The sequence below is a fragment of the Actinophytocola sp. genome (genome assembly GCF_036002505.1).
GTDB lineage: Bacteria > Actinomycetota > Actinomycetes > Mycobacteriales > Pseudonocardiaceae > DASYTH01.
On record NZ_DASYTH010000342.1, the window covers coordinates 1 to 14,337 of the forward strand.

At 68.3% G+C, this 14,337-nt stretch carries 15 protein-coding genes; 11 read left to right on the forward strand and 4 right to left on the reverse strand.

Annotated features, from left to right (window positions below):
* On the reverse strand, window positions 1-1,236 hold a 1,236-nt coding region (locus tag VGR06_RS29895), incomplete at its 3' end, for a 2-isopropylmalate synthase (RefSeq protein ID WP_327562501.1).
* 234 nt (window positions 1,237-1,470) lie between these two features.
* Between VGR06_RS29895 and VGR06_RS29900 the strand changes: the two genes are divergently transcribed.
* The 7 genes from VGR06_RS29900 to VGR06_RS29930 all read left to right on the forward strand — a co-directional run bounded on the left by VGR06_RS29900 (window position 1,471) and on the right by VGR06_RS29930 (window position 7,687).
* The gene (locus tag VGR06_RS29900; RefSeq protein ID WP_327562502.1) at window positions 1,471-1,758 is read left to right on the forward strand and encodes a hypothetical protein; all 288 of its coding nucleotides are present in this window, start codon (window positions 1,471-1,473) and stop codon (window positions 1,756-1,758) included.
* Window positions 1,759-1,773: 15 nt separating this feature from the next.
* On the forward strand, window positions 1,774-2,091 hold the full coding sequence (locus tag VGR06_RS29905) for a hypothetical protein (protein ID WP_327562503.1): 318 nt from the start codon (window positions 1,774-1,776) through the stop codon (window positions 2,089-2,091).
* 294 nt (window positions 2,092-2,385) lie between these two features.
* The gene (locus VGR06_RS29910) at window positions 2,386-3,681 is read left to right on the forward strand and encodes a hypothetical protein (RefSeq protein ID WP_327562504.1); all 1,296 of its coding nucleotides are present in this window, start codon (window positions 2,386-2,388) and stop codon (window positions 3,679-3,681) included.
* A 65-nt stretch (window positions 3,682-3,746) separates the two neighbouring features.
* A complete protein-coding gene (locus VGR06_RS29915) occupies window positions 3,747-4,523 on the forward strand; it encodes a class I SAM-dependent methyltransferase (protein WP_327562505.1) in 777 nt (258 codons plus the stop codon).
* 49 nt (window positions 4,524-4,572) lie between these two features.
* A complete protein-coding gene (locus tag VGR06_RS29920) occupies window positions 4,573-5,214 on the forward strand; it encodes a 2OG-Fe(II) oxygenase (RefSeq protein WP_327562506.1) in 642 nt (213 codons plus the stop codon).
* Between the two features lie 25 nt (window positions 5,215-5,239).
* Window positions 5,240-6,958 (forward strand): PAS domain-containing sensor histidine kinase, encoded by a 1,719-nt coding sequence (locus VGR06_RS29925; RefSeq protein WP_327562507.1) that lies wholly within the window; start codon window positions 5,240-5,242, stop codon window positions 6,956-6,958.
* Between the two features lie 111 nt (window positions 6,959-7,069).
* Complete coding sequence (locus VGR06_RS29930) at window positions 7,070-7,687, forward strand: hypothetical protein (RefSeq protein WP_327562508.1); 618 nt, start codon at window positions 7,070-7,072, stop codon at window positions 7,685-7,687.
* On the opposite strand, the gene VGR06_RS29935 is transcribed toward VGR06_RS29930, so the two are convergent.
* Together VGR06_RS29935 and VGR06_RS29940 are read right to left on the reverse strand one after the other, a co-directional pair.
* A complete protein-coding gene (locus VGR06_RS29935) occupies window positions 7,620-8,270 on the reverse strand; it encodes a nitroreductase family protein (protein WP_327562509.1) in 651 nt (216 codons plus the stop codon). The genes VGR06_RS29930 and VGR06_RS29935 overlap by 68 nt on opposite strands.
* A complete protein-coding gene (locus VGR06_RS29940; RefSeq protein ID WP_327562510.1) occupies window positions 8,270-9,508 on the reverse strand; it encodes a hypothetical protein in 1,239 nt (412 codons plus the stop codon). Before VGR06_RS29940 ends, VGR06_RS29935 begins: the two co-directional genes overlap by 1 nt.
* 113 nt (window positions 9,509-9,621) lie before the next feature.
* Here VGR06_RS29940 and VGR06_RS29945 point away from each other — a divergent pair, with 113 nt between their 5' ends.
* A complete protein-coding gene (locus tag VGR06_RS29945) occupies window positions 9,622-10,887 on the forward strand; it encodes an aspartate kinase (protein ID WP_327562511.1) in 1,266 nt (421 codons plus the stop codon).
* Window positions 10,888-10,889: 2 nt separating this feature from the next.
* On the forward strand, window positions 10,890-11,957 hold the full coding sequence (locus VGR06_RS29950) for an aspartate-semialdehyde dehydrogenase (RefSeq protein WP_327562512.1): 1,068 nt from the start codon (window positions 10,890-10,892) through the stop codon (window positions 11,955-11,957).
* On the opposite strand, the gene VGR06_RS29955 is transcribed toward VGR06_RS29950, so the two are convergent.
* The gene (locus tag VGR06_RS29955; RefSeq protein WP_327562513.1) at window positions 11,915-13,138 is read right to left on the reverse strand and encodes an MFS transporter; all 1,224 of its coding nucleotides are present in this window, start codon (window positions 13,136-13,138) and stop codon (window positions 11,915-11,917) included. The two genes, VGR06_RS29950 and VGR06_RS29955, sit on opposite strands and share 43 nt — an antisense overlap.
* A 116-nt stretch (window positions 13,139-13,254) precedes the next feature.
* On the opposite strand from VGR06_RS29955, the gene VGR06_RS29960 reads away from it, so the two are divergent.
* Both VGR06_RS29960 and VGR06_RS29965 read left to right on the forward strand, forming a co-directional pair.
* On the forward strand, window positions 13,255-13,722 hold the full coding sequence (locus VGR06_RS29960) for a Fur family transcriptional regulator (RefSeq protein WP_327562514.1): 468 nt from the start codon (window positions 13,255-13,257) through the stop codon (window positions 13,720-13,722).
* Window positions 13,719-14,337 (forward strand): catalase (locus VGR06_RS29965; protein WP_327562515.1); only part of this gene is annotated, 619 nt, incomplete at its 3' end. The genes VGR06_RS29960 and VGR06_RS29965, both read left to right, overlap by 4 nt.

The following is a 14,337-nucleotide window of genomic DNA, read 5'->3' on the forward strand; positions in this document are numbered from 1 at the left end:
CTTCGGGTCGATCGGCAGGTAGGGCACCTCCCACGCGAAGTCCTCCACCGGCGTGCTGGCCCGCTCGGCGTCGGCGCGCAGCGCGTCGAACCCCTTGTGGATGGCGTCCTGGTGGCTGCCGGAGAACGCGGTGAACACCAGGTCACCGCCCCACGGGTGGCGCTCGCCGACCGGCAGCTGGTTGCAGTACTCGACGGTGCGCCGGACCTCGTCGATGTCCGAGAAGTCGATCTGCGGGTCGATGCCCTGGCTGAACAGGTTCATGCCGAGCGTGACCAGGCAGACGTTGCCGGTCCGCTCGCCGTTGCCGAACAGGCACCCTTCGATCCGGTCCGCGCCGGCCTGGTAGCCGAGCTCGGCGGCGGCCACGGCGGTGCCCCGGTCGTTGTGCGGGTGCAGCGAGAGCACCACGGCGTCCCGGCGCTCGAGGTTGCCGTGCATCCACTCGATGGAGTCGGCGTATACGTTGGGGGTGGCCATCTCCACCGTCGCCGGCAGGTTGATGATCACCGGTGACTCCGCGGTGGGCTGCCAGATGTCGGTGACCGCGTTGCACACCTCGAGCGCATAGGACAGCTCGGTGCCGGTGTAGGACTCCGGTGAGTACTCGAACCGGAAGTCGGTGTCGGAGTACTTGCCGGCGAGCTCGAGCACCATCTCCGCGGCACTCGTGGCGATCTTCTTGATCCCTTCGCGCTCCTCCCGGAACACCACCCGGCGCTGCAGGATCGATGTCGAGTTGTAGATGTGCACGATCGCCTTGCTCGCGCCCTCGAGGCATTCGAAGGTGCGCTCGATCAGTTCGGGCCGGCACTGGGACAGCACCTGGATGCGTACGTCGTCGGGTACCGCGCCGTCGGTGATGATCTCGCGGATGAAGTCGAAGTCGGTCTGGCTGGCGGCCGGGAAGCCGACCTCGATCTCCTTGTAGCCCATGCGTACCAGCAGCTCGAACATCCGCCGCTTGCGGGCCGGGGACATCGGGTCGATCAGCGCCTGGTTGCCGTCCCGGAGGTCGACCGCACACCACTGCGGCGCCGTCGTGATCCGCTTGTCCGGCCAGGTGCGGTCCGGCAGTGTGACCGGCTCCACCACGTCGGGGTACGGCCGGTACCGGTGGACCGGCATGGTGCTGCCGAGCTGGGTGTTCCACCCCGGCTGGCCGGCGGGTGCGGGGTGGGACGGGGTGCGGATGCGGCTGGACGCGGCGGTGTACACGTCTGGGTTCGTTGCCATGATCTGGGGTTCTCCTGCTGAAGAGTTGTCCGCGACCGGCGGCAACACGTCGCTCCGCGGCGGGGAGCCGGTCTGGTCAGGCCCCGTCGCGGCGGCGAAGCAGGAGGGCACGCGCCACGAGGGCAGCCTAGCCAGAGATCCGGACGGATGTGAAACCGCTGGTCCACATGGTGGACAACGCCGGCGCCCGTTCGACCCGGTTTCAACCGCGTGTTCGGCGGGAATCCAGTGCGCATGGCTTACCGAGTCACGAACCACACGCACACCGCGGCGCGCGTCATCAGCGGTGTCGGCGCCTTGTTCGCCGTGATCGAGGTCGTCTACATCCTGCTGATCCTGTTCGGCGCCAATACGGCCAACGCGTTCTTCCGCTTCGTCCAGTCACTGGCCGAGCCCCTCGCGCTGTTCTTCCCCGGCCTGTTCAACCTGGCCAACGACAAGCTGGAGATCGTCATCAACTACGGCCTCGCCGCGATCTTCTGGCTGGTCGTGACCGGAGTACTCGCCCGCATCGTCGACTAGTGCCAAACTCGGTGCATGGCTGAGGAAACCCGTACGGCGTCGCGCGCTCGGGCCGTCGCCCTGATCGCCGACGTCGTACGCTGGGCCGGCATCATCGCCGCCGTCATCCTGGTCATCCACGTCATCCTGGTGGCCGGCGAAGCCAACCCCGCCAACGGCATCGCCCGCACCATCCACAACCTCGCCGACGCCCTCTCCCTCGGCTTCAAAGACCTCTTCAACAAACCCGCCGACGACCCCAAGCTCCGCACCCTCATCAACTACGGCCTGGCCGCCCTCTTCTGGCTCGTCGTCTCCTCCGTCGCCGCCCGCCTCATCCGCCGCCTCGCCTGAGCGGTCGGGCCTGCGAAAATCTCGGGTGCGGCCGGAGCGGTGGTAGCGCGCGCCTCACACCGGTTTGGCGCGTCGTTCCTGGCCGAACACGGATTTCAAGCCTGATGCAAGCCACTCCGGCGCCCACACGCCGTGACGGAGCGATTGCGGCGTACGCTACCCAGCCAACGCGACCAACGTGAGCCGCTTGATCTCGAGTCCATCAGCGAGCGGACAGCGCTTTGCAAGTCCTCAACCATACAAAGGTACAGCGATGGCGACCACCCTGTACCGCTCGTGCAGAGGAACGACGGCATGGAATCCAGACACGACGGGTACCGGGTCCGGATGCTCGGCGAGCTTGAGGTATTCACTCAAGAGGGTGAACAACTGTCCGTTCCCACCGACCGAGTCATGAAACGCCTGCTGATCGCCATGGCCCTGCGGGCCGGTCAGCCGCGTCGGACGACCGACCTGGTCGCCGTGGTGTGGCCGGGTCCGAAATCCTTCGGCCGGGACGCCAAGAATCTGGAAACGCCGGCCAGCCGGTTGCGCAGCAAACTGGGCCTGCCCATCCCGCCTCGGCGCGGCGAGGGTTTCTACAAGCTGGACCTGTTACGCCGGGAAATTGATGCCCTTGATTTCATCGACCGGACAGAGAACGACGATATCTTGCCCGGCGAGCTGGACGGGCTGCTCGGCCTGTGGCGCGGCAACCCCCAAGTGCTGTACTCGGACCTACCCGACGCGGAATGGGACCCGCTGGTGCGTGCGGTGGGCCAACTGATCAAGCAGCTGGCGAAGCTGCCCCCGCGGGAGCTGAACGACCTGGCGAACTTCCGAGCGTTCGCCCAGCTCTTCCCCGAAGAGACCAGCGCATTGCGACCCGTTGACGTGTACGGCGCGCGCAAAGGCCACCGCGTTCTCATCGTCGAGAACGAGGTGGAGATCGCCAGAACGATGAGTGCCATTCTCTACGAGCATCAGTGCCTGATCGCCACCACGCTCGAGGAGGCGATGGGTGTGCTCACCAATTCCCTGGAGGATCTCGACGGGGCGGTCATCGACCTGCACCTGACCGACCGACTCGACTCGGCCGGCCTGGAGATCCTGTCATTCATCCGGGACCAGCGGCCGAGCCTGCCCCGGCTGCTGATCACGGCCAGCCCGCCACCCGGCTCCCAGGAGCAGATGCGCCGGACCTACGGCCTGTTCGACATCGTGGTGAAGGGCGCGGACGGGTACAGCGCCAACGGGGTCCGGGACGCGGTGACGCACATGCTCGGCGCGGACGACGAGGATGTGCGGCGCCGGGCGACCGCCCTGTTCGAGTCACACGCGGCCCAGCTGCAGCGGGCGCTCACCCGCCACCTGGTCTCCGCCCGCCGCGCCATGCGCGCTGGGCGCGACGAGGCCTACGCCGAAATAGACCGCTGGTCGGCTTTGCTCGAGAATTTCGACGACGAGAGCGAAGCACTACGTGATCAGCTCACCAGGCTTCAACCCAGCGCGTTGGATACGACAGTCGGGGAGTTCGTCGGGCGTTGGCGTGAGGTAACCGAGGAGGTATCTCCACAAGTACGAGGACGAGAAAGACAAGGAGGACAGTGAGCAACAGCGGATCTCTGGCGTCTGAGCAGACCGCTATCGGGGGCGATCTCGACGACACAACGATAATGCGGACCTTCGCCGAACCTGCGCCGGCGAAGGTGCTTGACCGGTTGCACTGGCAGCAGCGGCAGGAACAATACTGGGGTGAGATCTCGACCAGTTACGACGATCTTTACCAAAGTAAGTGGAGCCGGTTTGAGAATGCCTGGGTCAGCCGCCGGCTAAGTTTCGTCCGGGAGTTGGCCTGGCCGACCGTGATCGATCTGGGGTGCGGCACAGGCCTGGGGCGCCGGCTACTCCGGGACGTCAACCCGGCGATTCGGTACGTCGGCGTGGACATCTCAGCCGCCATGGCGCGGCTCACCGCCGATCCCGAGGACGACGCCAAGGTCATCGTGGGCGCCATGGACGACCTGTCGGCACTGGCCGACGACAGCGCGGACGTGGTCATCGCCCTGTTCACCTCGCTTTCCTTCGCCTACGACACGAGTGCCGTCCTGACCGAGGTGGGTCGGGTGCTCCGCGCGGGCGGGCACGCCTACTTGTCCGCGCTCAGCGCGACCTCACGGAGCTGGGTCACCCGGCGCACCGTTCGCGAAGGCGTGTACCGAACCAGGGGTGACCTGCGCCCCGGCGCCGGTGTGCCGGTCCGGCTCATCGGCGTCCACGACATGCGCCGGCACGCTGCCGCCGCCGGCCTCACGACCGTCTCCGTAGCCGGGATGAACTCCATGTCCGGCGCCCTGGAGATTCCCCAGCTGTGGTACGTCGGACGGTTCGTGGCCCGACTTGTCCCGGCCACCGCGCACACCCTCGAGTTCCACCTTCGGAAGTTTGGATAGTCCTTTGACCGTGCAACCTTCAGCTCCGACCACGTCCGGTCGGCCCAGCGTGCTCAGCTCACATTTTCCGTCGTTTCGGATCCGCCAGCCGCAACTGCCGGACAGCTGGCAGGACGACATCATCACATGCGCGCACTACTTCAACACCTGGCGTGACCTGGACGGCTCGTCGGTCACGTCCCGAGAGCAGGACTTCGGCATGTCCGACACGATCACCGTGGGAACGGTGGCCGGTGGCCGGGTCGCCGAGAACCTGCCGTGGCTGTTCGACCTGTACCGGACCACGTTCCTGGAGGCCGTCAACAACCTGGGCCTCGGCCGGTACACCACCGCGACCGACGTCCGGAGTGCGATCAACATCAACTCGATCTCGCCGGGTGGCCGGTACGAGTGGCATGTGGACAGCAACCCGCTCACCGCGCTGCTTTTCGTCACCGAGCACGCGCCCGGCTTGGGCGGTGAGCTGGTGTTCCGCGCCGACCCACGGGTCGCGCCGGACGAGTCCTGGGAGCACGTGGTCCATCCGGTGCCTGGCGAGCTGCTGATGTTCGACGCCCGGCGGGCCGCACACTGGGTTACCCGGGTCGGCGGCGACAAGTTGAGGATCACCGTGCCGATGAACTACTACCTCGCCGACGACGGGATGGTCAGCCGGCCGGCGGATCTGGACGGCTACCTGTACGGCGAGTGACCCCGACGAGACTGAGGACGAGACCATGACCGGAACCGGTCGTCCGACGGATTCGCTCGAATCAGCCGAGGACCCGGTGCGGACGCCGTCGTCGGACGCGGATGACGGCCTGCTACTCGAGATCATCAAGCAGGCCCGGTTGACCCTGTGGGCCGCCGAGGATCGCGACCAGAACTTCGCCATCCGGTTGTGGAACCGAGGCGCGGAACGTATCTACGGGTACTCCGAGGAGGAGGCGCTGGGTCACAGCTACCTCGACCTGTTCGTCAACCCGCGCGAACGGGCGAGGGCGGTTGAGGATCACGAGCGGGTTGTCCGGCACGGCCAGGAGTTCAACTGGAACTTCGCCGCCGACGACATGACCAAGGACGGCACGGTGCGAACCATCCTGGGGAACTGCTTCCGGGTCTGGGACGAGTCGCGCGGCAAGTACCTGGTGGCCGAGCTCGGGATCGATCTGTCGGACTTCCAGTCGTCGGCCAACCAGTTCGGCCGGGTTCGTGAGTTGTCCCTACTGCAGGACGATGCCCGCACCCGAATGCGCACTCTCAAGGCGCTCAACGCGGTCAACACCGCGGTCGGCGCGCTTGCCGACCCGGACGGCCGAGGTCTGGCCCGTGTTGTTCGGACCACCGGTGCGGCGGTGGCCGGCATGTTCACCGGCTCCCCGAAATGCCGGGTCTGGCTGGTCGATGACGCCGAGTCCGCCCGGCTCGCCGACGGGTCGGACGACCTGCCGGCACCTCCGGTGGTCAGTGAGCGGACTCTGGTGGACGAGGTGATCCGAAAACAGCTTGTGCTCTTCGACGGGTCGATGTCGCGGTCCCCGTTCGGGGTCGGCGAGGAGGACCAGGGGTCGTCGTACGCCGCGGTGCCGCTGCTGTTCGGTGCCGAGACCGTCGGGGTGCTCCTGATCTTCTTCCCGACTCGCAAGCTCCTGACCCGGGACGACCGGTTGCTCCTGCAGTACTTCGGCACGCACGTCGGGGTAGCCGTCACGATGGCGAAGCTGGCCGGGCAGATTCAGCGGCAGCGCCGGGAGGAGACGGAGCGCACCCGGCTCGCGATCACGGAGTCGATCCTGCACACCGTGGGGAACGAGTCCGGGCGGGTGCAGCTCGCCCTGGACGCGCTGTCCGAGGTGTTGTCCGTTCGGGAGCCGGATAGCCGCATCACCGAGAGCCTTGATCGGATCAAGTCGGCGGCCAGCCGGCTCGGGCAGATCATGGGCGAACTCGGGCGACTGGGCGAGCAGGCGCACCGACCCGTCCGGTTGGGGCTTGCTGAGGCGGTTCGCGTGGTGACCCGTCCGGTCGAGCGGGACCAATACCGGACGATCCAGATCGAGCAGTGCATCGACCCGGGTCTGTATGTGCGGGCCAGTGAGTACCTGTTCCGGGAAGCGCTGGGAAACCTGGTCAGCAACGCCGTGCAAGCAATGATCGAGGCGGACGGTGGCGGTGATCTCCGGATCTCGGCGGGTCCGACCGAGCACGACAACGGCACTCGCGTGCAGATCGACATCGAGGACTCCGGGCCCGGCGTGTCGCCGCAGCATCGGGCCGCGATCTGGGAGTTCGGATTCACCACCCGGGGCGCGGGCCATGGATACGGGTTGGCGCACACCCGGGGTCTGGTCAGCATCCTGGGTGGTTCGGTGAGCCTGTTGGACACGCAATCAGAGCTCGGCGGTGCGCATTTCCGGCTAGTACTGCCCGTGGCTCCGGCCCGCGTTCCGGGGTAGAGCGCGGTGGAGTCAGCAGCGCACTGAACGCAACCGGGGTGTCTGTTGCCAGCGTTGCGCAAGGGACAGCGGTCATGCTGAGTGTGATCAGCCTCACTCGAGGAGGTCGTGATGAGTGCTCCAGCCGCAGATCCCCCGGATACCCGTGACGACAAACTGCCGGACCTCCGCGCGATCGTGGCGGTGGACATCGAGAACTCGACTGCTCTCACAAACGTGGCGAAGGCGGAGCGCCGGCAGGTGATGTACACCCTGTTCGAGGATGCCCTGCGTGCGGGTGGGATTGACGAACGGTGCCGGGATCCGCTGGTCGACCGGGGAGACGGGGTGCTGGCCCTGGTTCATGCGACCGTTCGGGGCGCCAACGTGCTGCTGCTGAGCGCGGTCATCCCCACGCTGAACCGGTTGCTCATCGAGCACGGCGGCCGGTGTCCCGATCAGCACCTCAGGCTCCGGGCCGTGCTGCATGCCGGCCAGGTGCACCGGGATGCGCGGGGCTCCTTCGGAATGGACCTCGACCTTGCGTTCCGGCTGCTCGACGCTCGGCGCCTGAAGAAGGTGCTCCGCGAGGAGCCCGAAGCGCACATGATCATCGTTGTCTCGAACTACATCTACCAAACGATCGTCGAACAGGGCTACCCCGGCATCGACCAGAGCGCGTTCACCCCGCTCGGTGTCCGGGTCGGGGGGAACCGGCGTCGGGGCTGGGTGCAGGTTCCGCATCGCTGAACGCCGGCGTTCCCCATTCGTGGGTGAAGGCGATCTGGTCGAGGGGGAGGCGGCGGCGGGGGGCCAGTTCCTTGGCGCGCATGGCTTCGGGGAGGAGGTCGGGGGAGGCGGGGCGGCCGACGGCGATCACGGTGAGGGGGAGGACGTCGGTGGGGAGGGAGAACACGGCGCGGGCGGCCTCCACGTTGAAGCCGCCCATCTGGTGGGCGGCGAGGCCTTCGGCGACGGCTTGGAGCACCAGGTTCTGGCTGGCGAGGCCGACGCTGTACTCGGCGTGCGGGATGGGGCCCTTCTCGTTCTCCAGTTTCGCGCAGGCCAGGAGCAGCACGGCGGCGCCGCCGGCCCAGGACTTGTTGCCGCGGTTGAGGGTGTCGAAGATGCGGGCGAAGGTGTCGGTGCCGCGCCGGCCGAGGAGGAACCGGGCGGGCTGGGTGTTGCCGTCGGAGGGGGCCCAGCGGGCGGCTTCGAGCAGGGCGCGCAGGGACGCGTCGCTGACCTCTCCGGCCGGGTCCAGGGAACGCGGGCTCCAGCGGGCGGCGATGATCGGATGGAGTGGCGCGCTGGAGGAGGCGGGTTTGTCCATCAGATCGCGTAACCCCAGTTGGTGAGCCCGTAGGCGCCGAGCCAGGAGCTGGCCAGGGTCAGCGCGCAGATCGTGATCACCGCGGTCGAGGTGCGCCGCTTGGCAAGCCCCATGGCGACCGGGACGAGCAGGGTGAACGCCGTGAGCATGAGCCGGACCTTGGAATAGAACAGGCCGTTGGAGGCCAGATCCATGGCCAGCACACCGAGGCCGTAGACCAGCAGCGGCCACTCCTGCCGCCGCACGACGCAGATCACCGCGAGTACGAGCGCGGCGATGATCAGCCCGACGTTCAGGATCGCGAAGACGTCCTGTTGCCTGGTCAGGGTGTCCACCGCGTTCTGCCAGGTGGACAGTCCAGCGTCGAACCGCGAGTTCCAGCCGCGTTGCTGCACCCCGAACCAGCCGCTCGGGTTGTGCAGCTTGGCGGCCACGAACCCGAGGTAGGCGACCAGCCCGACCGGCGCGAGCAGCCCGCCGAGCCAGGCCCTGCCGTCGTCCCACCGCTTGATCAGGGTGATCGCCACGGCCAGCCCGATCACCAGGATCAGAGCGGCCGCGGTCGGGCGCACCAGGCCGGCCAGCCCGCAGCAGATCCCGGCCAGCACCCAGCGCCGCTCGAGCACGCCGACCAGCGACCAGACGGCGAGCGCGCAGAACAGCGCCTCCGAGTAGACCATCGACAGCACGATGGACATCGGTGCCGCGGCGAACAGCGCCACCAGGATCAGCCCGACCCGCCGGGAGCCGCCTTCGACCAGTTGCCCCAGCCGGACCAGCCCGTAGGCGCAGATCACGCCGGACACGATCGTGATGGTGAGGCCGGCGGTGACCAGGCCGATCCCGCCCGGGCCGTCGATCCCGGCCAGCCACCGGATCCCGGTCGGGTAACCCGGGAAGAACGCCATCGCCGTGTCGCCGCGGTGCTGGTAGTACGCGTCCTTCAGTTCGGGCGGGGTGCCGTCGTAGCCGCCCTGGGCGATGCCGAGGAACCACTGGCCGTCCCAGGCGGTGAGCCGGTCGGCCATCGGGTATCCGTTTGCCGATGCCATCCAGGTGAGCACGAGCAGCCCGACCTCGCGGATGGCCAGGTAGATCAGTCCCGGGGCGAGCAGGGTGGCGAGCCGGCGCGCGGTCCACTCCCGGCGGACGCGCGACGCCCGAACCTCCGGCTCCTCGTCGGGTTCCTCGTCGTCGACGTCCAGGATCGGATCGCTGTCCAGGTCCGTCGTCGACACCCGATCCCTCCCAACCCCGACCGCTGCGCTGTACAGGGTAGGCGGTCGGCGGGAAAAGTCGGTGACCAGCCGCAGGTACGCTGCGTGCGGTGCGATGAGGGAGGTTGTCCGCGGTGGCGCTGGTGGTCCAGAAGTACGGTGGCTCCTCGCTCGAGAACGCCGACCGGATCAAGCGGGTGGCCGAGCGGATCGTCGCCACCCGCAAGGCGGGCGACGAGGTCGTGGTGGTCTGCTCGGCCATGGGCGACACCACCGACGAGCTGACCGACCTCGCGCTGCAGGTGAACCCGATCCCGCCGGAGCGCGAGCTGGACATGCTGCTCACCGCTGGGGAGCGGATCTCCAACTCGCTGGTGGCCATGGCGATCAGCGCGCTCGGCGCGGAGGCGCGGTCGTTCTCCGGCTCGCAGGCGGGCGTGATCACCACGTCGGCGCACGGCAAGGCGCGGATCATCGACGTCACCCCGGGCCGGGTGCGGGACGCGCTGGACAAGGGCTACATCGTGCTGGTCGCCGGGTTCCAGGGCGTCGCCCAGGACACCAAGGACATCACCACGCTCGGCCGCGGCGGGTCGGACGCCACCGCGGTCGCCCTGGCCGCGGCGCTGAACGCGGACGTCTGCGAGATCTACACCGACGTGGACGGCGTCTACACCGCGGACCCGCGGATCGTGCCGAACGCGAAACGGCTTGACCGCGTGACGTACGAGGAGATGCTGGAGATGGCGGCCAGCGGGGCGAAGGTGCTGATGCTCCGCTGCGTGGAGTACGCCCGGCGGTACGGCGTGCCGATCCACGTCCGGTCGTCGTACACGAACAAGCCCGGGACGCTGGTGTCCGGTTCAGTGGAGGACTTCACCGTGGAACAGGCAATGATCACCGGCGTGGCGCACGACCGGTCCGAGGCCAAGATCACCGTGACCGGGGTGCCGGACCACGCCGGGGTGGCCGCGCGGATCTTCCGGACGGTGGCCGACGCCGAGATCGACATCGACATGGTGCTGCAGAACGTGTCCAGCACCGCGTCCGGCCGCACGGACATCACGTTCACCCTGTCCAAGGACAACGGCCCGCGAGCCGTCGCGGCGCTGGAGAAGCTGAAGTCCGAGGTCGGTTTCCAGGCCGTGCTCTACGACGACCACGTCGGCAAGGTGTCGCTGGTCGGTGCCGGGATGCGGTCGCACCCGGGTGTCACCGCGACGTTCTGCGAGGCGCTGGCCAAGGTCGGCGTGAACATCGACATCATCAACACCTCGGAGATCCGGATCTCGGTGCTGATCAGGGACACCGAGCTGGACGAGGCGGTGCGGGCCATCCACGAGGCGTTCGGCCTCGGCGGCGAGGAAGAGGCCGTCGTCTACGCGGGAACGGGGAGGTAGGGGTGGCACCCACGCTTGCGCTGGTCGGCGCCACCGGGGCGGTCGGCTCGGTGATGATCGACATCCTGAACGAGCGGGAGTCCTGGCCGTGGGGCGAGGTGCGGCTGATCGCCTCGCCGCGCTCGGCCGGCAGGAAGATCCGGGTGCGCGGCGAGGAGTTGACCGTGCTGGCCCTGGCGCCGGAGGTGTTCGACGGCGTGGACGTGGCCATGTTCGACGTGCCCGACGAGATTTCCGCCCAGTGGGCCCCGGTCGCCGCGGAGCGCGGCGCGGTGGCGGTGGACAACTCGGGCGCGTTCCGGATGGATCCCGACGTGCCGCTGGTGGTCCCCGAGGTGAACGCCGAGCAGATCGGCAACCGCCCGCGCGGGATCATCGCCAACCCCAACTGCACGACGCTGTCCATGATGGCCGCGCTCGGCGCGCTGCACCGGGCGTTCACGCTGCGGGAGCTCGTGGTCGCCTCGTATCAGGCCGCGTCCGGCGCCGGCCAGTCCGGGGTGGACCGGCTGTACGCGGAGCTGGCGGCGGTGGCCGGCAAGCAGGTCGGGGTGCGCGGCGGCGACGTGCGCGAGGCGCTCGAGGCCGCCGGACTGTCCACTTCGGACTCGCCGTTCGGGCATCCGCTGGCGCTCAACGTGATCCCGTCGGCCGGTTCCTACAAGGGCGACGGCTGGTTCTCCGAGGAGCTCAAGGTCCGCAACGAGTCCCGCAAGATCCTCGGCATCCCCGACCTCAGGGTGTCCGCGACCTGCGTCCGGGTTCCGGTGATCACCACGCACGCGCTGGCCGTGCACGCCCGGTTCGCCGGCCCGGTCACCGTCGAGGCCGCCCACGACGTGTTCGCCGGGCAGCCTTCCATCGTGCTGGTCGACGACCCGGCCGCCGGTGTGTTCCCCACGCCGGCGGAGGTGGTCGGCGCCGACCCCACCTACGTCGGCCGCGTCCGCCAGGCCCTGGACTTCCCGGACACGCTGGACTTCTTCGTCTGCGGCGACAACCTCCGCAAGGGCGCGGCGCTCAACACCTACGAGATCGCCGAGGAACTGGCCGGGGCGCTCGCCTCCTGATCGCGAGTCGTACCCTCGGGCAACCGAGTCGTACGTCCCAGCACGACCGCGAGCACCGCGACCGCGACCCCGCCGAGGCCGGCCGTGACGAAGCCCCAACCCGGGGCGGAGTGGTCGACCACGAACCCCACCACCGGCGCGCCGGCCGCGGCACCCAGGGTGAACGCGGAGCTCTGCAGGCCGGTGGCCTCGCCGCGCACCGCGACCGGGGCGAGCCGGGCGACCTCCTCGCCGGTGGCGGCGACAGTGGGGGCGCAGAGCAGGCCGGCGGGCAGCAACGCCACACACAGCAGCCACCAGTCACCGCCGCCGAGGCCGACCGGAATGGTGAGCGCGCCGAGCAGGGCCATCAGCGTGACCTGGCGGACCGAGCGGTGCAGCGCGCCGTAGACCAGGCCGCCGATGGCGGAGAAGGCCGACCACAGCACGACCACCAGGCCGGTCCAGCCGAGCTCCCCGTGCTCGCGGAGCTGGGCCACGATCGAGACCTCCGAACCGGACAGAACGAACACCGCGCCCGCACCGACCAGAAGCACTCCCACCAGGCGCGCAGTCAGCCAGGTGCGGCGCGGCGGGTGTTCCCCGGTGTCCTCGGCCAGCTCCCGCGTGCTGCGCACCGCCGGGTTCACCACGAGCAGCGCCAGGCCCACGGTGCCGACTCCGATGGCCATGGCGGTCATCGCCGCGGTGGTGGAGAACTGTGTGGCGAAAAACACAGCCGCCGCGGGACCGACCATGTAGCTGAGCTCGGTGGAGATCGAGTCCAGCGAGTAGCCGGAGCGCCGGAGCTCCGGCGGCACCATCGCGGCGATGGCCTGCCGGCCGATCGACATCGCAGGCAGCGCGACTACGCCCGCAACAAGCCCGGCTACCAGCAGTAATGGATACGGTATCCACCGGGCGATCACCCAGAAGGCCATGTCGCCCACCGTGGTGATCACCAGCATCAGCCGCAGCCCGCACCGGTCGACCACCCGTCCCATGACCGGAGCGCCGAGCGCGATGCCCAGAGTCGCCGCTGCTCCGACAGTCCCGGCGGGTCCGTAGCCTCGGCTAAGCCCGACCGCGACGTGTAGCGTCAATATCATGCCCGCGGCCGACATCGGGACTCGCGCGATGAAGATCAAGATCAACAACGTGCGGACGCCAGGCAGCGTTAACAAGGCTCGGTAGTGCTGCATGGACGGATGTCACCTCCCGCGGGCTACGACCGCAACCAAGTTACGGTCGGGGACCGACAAGATCACCCGATCGTTTTCTTGACTCATTCCAGAAAACCTGGTGGGGTGGCAGTGCGATGAACATCCAGGGACTGGGCCGGCTGGAGCCGCGCGAGCAACTGCGGGCCGTCGGGTTGCGGGTGACCGCACCACGGCTGGCGGTGCTCGACTGGCTCTCGACACATCCCCACGCCACCGCGGACCAAGTAGCGGTTGGCGTGAGAGAGCGGCTTGACTCGGTGTCAACCCAGGCGATTTACGATGTGCTCAACGCGTGCACCCAGGCCAAGCTGCTGCGGAGGATCGAACCAGCCGGACACCCCGCGCGGTTCGAGACCCGGACCTCAGACAACCACCACCACCTCGTCTGCCGGCAATGTGACCGAACCGAGGACGTCGACTGCGTCGTCGGGTTCGCGCCGTGCCTGGAGCCCTCCAGCGCGCTGGGCTTCACGGTGGACGAGGCCGAGGTCGTGTTCTGGGGACTGTGCCCAGCCTGTGCCGTGAGACAGTCCGACAGCCACCACATCGAGGAGAGTGTGTGACCGAGCCACGGCCCACGACCAACAACGTGGGCATCCCCGTTGCCAGTGACAACGACTCGTTGACCCTGGGCACCAACGGCCCGATCCTCCTGCAGGACCACTACCTGATCGAGAAGAACGCCCAGTTCAACCGGGAGCGGGTGCCGGAGCGCGTGGTGCACGCCAAGGGTGGCGGGGCGTATGGCTATTTCGAGGTCACCGAGGACGTCACCCAGTGGACCAGGGCCGCGTTCCTCAGCCAGGTCGGCAAGCGCACCCCCGTGTTCGTGCGCTTCTCCACCGTCGCGGGCGAGCTGGGCTCGGCGGACACCGTGCGCGACCCGCGCGGGTTCGCCATCAAGCTCTACACCGAAGCGGGCAATTACGACCTGGTCGGCAACAACACCCCGATCTTCTTCATCCGCGACCCCCAGAAGTTCCAGGACTTCATTCACTCCCAGAAGCGCATGCCCGACACCAACCTGCGCTCCAACAACGCGCAGTGGGACTTCTGGTCGCTGTCACCGGAGTCGACGCACCAGGTCCTATTCCTGATGAGCGACCGCGGCACGCCGCGAACCTGGCGCAACATGAACGGCTACGGCAGCCACACCTTCATGTGGTGGAACGCCGCCG

Excerpts from the sequence above, each read along its gene's own strand:
- VGR06_RS29900 (WP_327562502.1), top strand. The coding sequence starts at position 1,471 with ATGGCTTACCGAGTCACGAACCACACGCACACCGCGGCGCGCGTCATC.
- VGR06_RS29905 (WP_327562503.1), top strand. The coding sequence starts at position 1,774 with ATGGCTGAGGAAACCCGTACGGCGTCGCGCGCTCGGGCCGTCGCCCTG.
- VGR06_RS29910 (WP_327562504.1), top strand. The coding sequence starts at position 2,386 with ATGGAATCCAGACACGACGGGTACCGGGTCCGGATGCTCGGCGAGCTT.
- VGR06_RS29915 (WP_327562505.1), top strand. The coding sequence starts at position 3,747 with ATGCGGACCTTCGCCGAACCTGCGCCGGCGAAGGTGCTTGACCGGTTG.
- VGR06_RS29925 (WP_327562507.1), top strand. The coding sequence starts at position 5,240 with ATGACCGGAACCGGTCGTCCGACGGATTCGCTCGAATCAGCCGAGGAC.
- VGR06_RS29930 (WP_327562508.1), top strand. The coding sequence starts at position 7,070 with ATGAGTGCTCCAGCCGCAGATCCCCCGGATACCCGTGACGACAAACTG.
- VGR06_RS29935 (WP_327562509.1), bottom strand. The coding sequence starts at position 8,270 with ATGGACAAACCCGCCTCCTCCAGCGCGCCACTCCATCCGATCATCGCC.
- VGR06_RS29955 (WP_327562513.1), bottom strand. The coding sequence starts at position 13,138 with ATGCAGCACTACCGAGCCTTGTTAACGCTGCCTGGCGTCCGCACGTTG.
- VGR06_RS29960 (WP_327562514.1), top strand. The coding sequence starts at position 13,255 with ATGAACATCCAGGGACTGGGCCGGCTGGAGCCGCGCGAGCAACTGCGG.